This is a genomic window from Candidatus Burkholderia verschuerenii, assembly GCF_001189365.1.
GTDB lineage: Bacteria > Pseudomonadota > Gammaproteobacteria > Burkholderiales > Burkholderiaceae > Caballeronia > Caballeronia verschuerenii.
Window position 1 is genome coordinate 1 of the sequence record NZ_LFJJ01000318.1, and the last position, 2,898, is coordinate 2,898.

The following is a 2,898-nucleotide window of genomic DNA, read 5'->3' on the forward strand; positions in this document are numbered from 1 at the left end:
CGGTTTCAGGATCTATTTCACTCCCCTCCCGGGGTTCTTTTCGCCTTTCCCTCACGGTACTGGTTCACTATCGGTCGATCACGAGTATTTAGCCTTGGAGGATGGTCCCCCCATCTTCAGACAGGATTTCACGTGTCCCGCCCTACTTGTCGTACACCTAGTTCTTTTCTACTGTTTTCGCTTACAGGGCTATCACCTGCTATGGCCGCACTTTCCAGAGCGTTCAGCTAACAATAAAAATAAAGAGTACAGGCTGATCCCATTTCGCTCGCCACTACTTTGGGAATCTCGGTTGATTTCTTTTCCTGCGGTTACTTAGATGTTTCAGTTCACCGCGTTCGCTCCACATGACCTATGTATTCAGTCAAGGGTACTCCATTAGGAGTGGGTTTCCCCATTCGGATATCGGAGGATCAAAGCTCGTTTGCCAGCTCCCCTCCGCTTTTCGCAGGCTACCGCGTCCTTCATCGCCTGTGATCGCCAAGGCATCCACCACATGCACTTGTTCGCTTGACCCTATAACGAGTGTGTCTCTCAACACCCCATTACAGGCTGAGTATTCGCGTTGTGCCGTATTCCAAAGCAATCTTTCGATTACCTTTTCATACTTGATACAATCACTACCCTGAATCTTCTACTCACACCCATCTCTAAGTGCTTTCTAAGATTCTCTTTACTACTTCTTCCAGATTGTTAAAGAACGTTTAGCCGATAGGTGTCTTGCAATACCTACAGCATCAACTGGCTTCAATCGCCAATGCTTAATGCTTCGCTTTTTTCTTTCCTAGCGAAACCCTAAGCATTGAGGATTGGTGGAGGATGACGGGATCGAACCGACGACCCCCTGCTTGCAAAGCAGGTGCTCTCCCAGCTGAGCTAATCCCCCAAGTCTCTTGAGTCTGTCCCAGTCACACGACTGAACTCATCTTGACCGTGGTGGGTCTGGTTGGATTCGAACCAACGACCCCCGCCTTATCAAGACGGTGCTCTAACCGACTGAGCTACAGACCCAAAGCCTGTCTTAAACAACAGCCGATAAGCGTGAGCGCTTAACTCTTTTCGTGCGAAGCTCGGGAAAGGAGGTGATCCAGCCGCACCTTCCGATACGGCTACCTTGTTACGACTTCACCCCAGTCATGAATCCCACCGTGGTAAGCGCCCTCCTTGCGGTTAGGCTACCTACTTCTGGTGAAACCCACTCCCATGGTGTGACGGGCGGTGTGTACAAGACCCGGGAACGTATTCACCGCGGCATGCTGATCCGCGATTACTAGCGATTCCAGCTTCACGCAGTCGAGTTGCAGACTGCGATCCGGACTACGATCGGTTTTCTGGGATTGGCTCCACCTCGCGGCTTGGCAACCCTCTGTTCCGACCATTGTATGACGTGTGAAGCCCTACCCATAAGGGCCATGAGGACTTGACGTCATCCCCACCTTCCTCCGGTTTGTCACCGGCAGTCTCCTTAGAGTGCTCTTGCGTAGCAACTAAGGACAAGGGTTGCGCTCGTTGCGGGACTTAACCCAACATCTCACGACACGAGCTGACGACAGCCATGCAGCACCTGTGCGCCGGTTCTCTTTCGAGCACCCCCACCTTTCAGCAGGGTTCCGACCATGTCAAGGGTAGGTAAGGTTTTTCGCGTTGCATCGAATTAATCCACATCATCCACCGCTTGTGCGGGTCCCCGTCAATTCCTTTGAGTTTTAATCTTGCGACCGTACTCCCCAGGCGGTCAACTTCACGCGTTAGCTACGTTACTAAGGAAATGAATCCCCAACAACTAGTTGACATCGTTTAGGGCGTGGACTACCAGGGTATCTAATCCTGTTTGCTCCCCACGCTTTCGTGCATGAGCGTCAGTATTGGCCCAGGGGGCTGCCTTCGCCATCGGTATTCCTCCACATCTCTACGCATTTCACTGCTACACGTGGAATTCTACCCCCCTCTGCCATACTCAAAGCCTGCCAGTCACCAATGCAGTTCCCAGGTTAAGCCCGGGGATTTCACATCGATCTTAACAAACCGCCTGCGCACGCTTTACGCCCAGTAATTCCGATTAACGCTCGCACCCTACGTATTACCGCGGCTGCTGGCACGTAGTTAGCCGGTGCTTATTCTTCCGGTACCGTCATCCTCCATCCATATTAGGGACGAAGTTTTCTTTCCGGACAAAAGTGCTTTACAACCCGAAGGCCTTCTTCACACACGCGGCATTGCTGGATCAGGCTTGCGCCCATTGTCCAAAATTCCCCACTGCTGCCTCCCGTAGGAGTCTGGGCCGTGTCTCAGTCCCAGTGTGGCTGGTCGTCCTCTCAGACCAGCTACAGATCGTCGCCTTGGTAGGCCTTTACCCCACCAACTAGCTAATCTGCCATCGGCCGCCCCTATAGCGCGAGGTCCGAAGATCCCCCGCTTTCTCCCTTAGGTCGTATGCGGTATTAATCCGGCTTTCGCCGGGCTATCCCCCACTACAGGACACGTTCCGATGTATTACTCACCCGTTCGCCACTCGCCACCAGGGTTGCCCCCGTGCTGCCGTTCGACTTGCATGTGTAAGGCATGCCGCCAGCGTTCAATCTGAGCCAGGATCAAACTCTTCAGTTCAATACCTGTTACTGTTTTTCGGTTGTGTTACCAACCGGTCGCTCACTCAACGTACTGACGATGATTAATGTCTTAAGACAAAAACCTTCCTTCAATTACTTCGTGTGAGACTCTTGATACCTTTTGCCATACCGATTCCGAAGAACCGATCGCACCAGAAATCAAGCGCCCACACTTATCGGCTGTTAGTTTTTAAAGAGCACATCGCAAACTGAAGCGCGGTGACTTGCTACTACCACCGCCCTTCCGTCTTGCGTCGCTGCATCAGCAGCAGAGAGATGAAATTGTGAA

General features: G+C 52.2%; 2 tRNA genes and 2 rRNA genes. All 4 read right to left on the reverse strand.

The annotated features are described in order from the left end of the window. A 23S ribosomal RNA gene (locus BVER_RS28455) occupies positions 1-516 on the reverse strand; the annotation flags it as partial. Positions 517-810: 294 nt separating this feature from the next. Continuing rightward, positions 811-886, reverse strand: a tRNA-Ala gene (locus tag BVER_RS28460). A gap of 48 nt (positions 887-934) precedes the next feature. After that, a tRNA-Ile gene (locus BVER_RS28465) sits at positions 935-1,011 on the reverse strand. A 64-nt stretch (positions 1,012-1,075) separates the two neighbouring features. Then, positions 1,076-2,607: ribosomal RNA gene (locus BVER_RS28470) — 16S ribosomal RNA — on the reverse strand. Between the last annotated feature and the right edge of the window lie 291 nt (positions 2,608-2,898).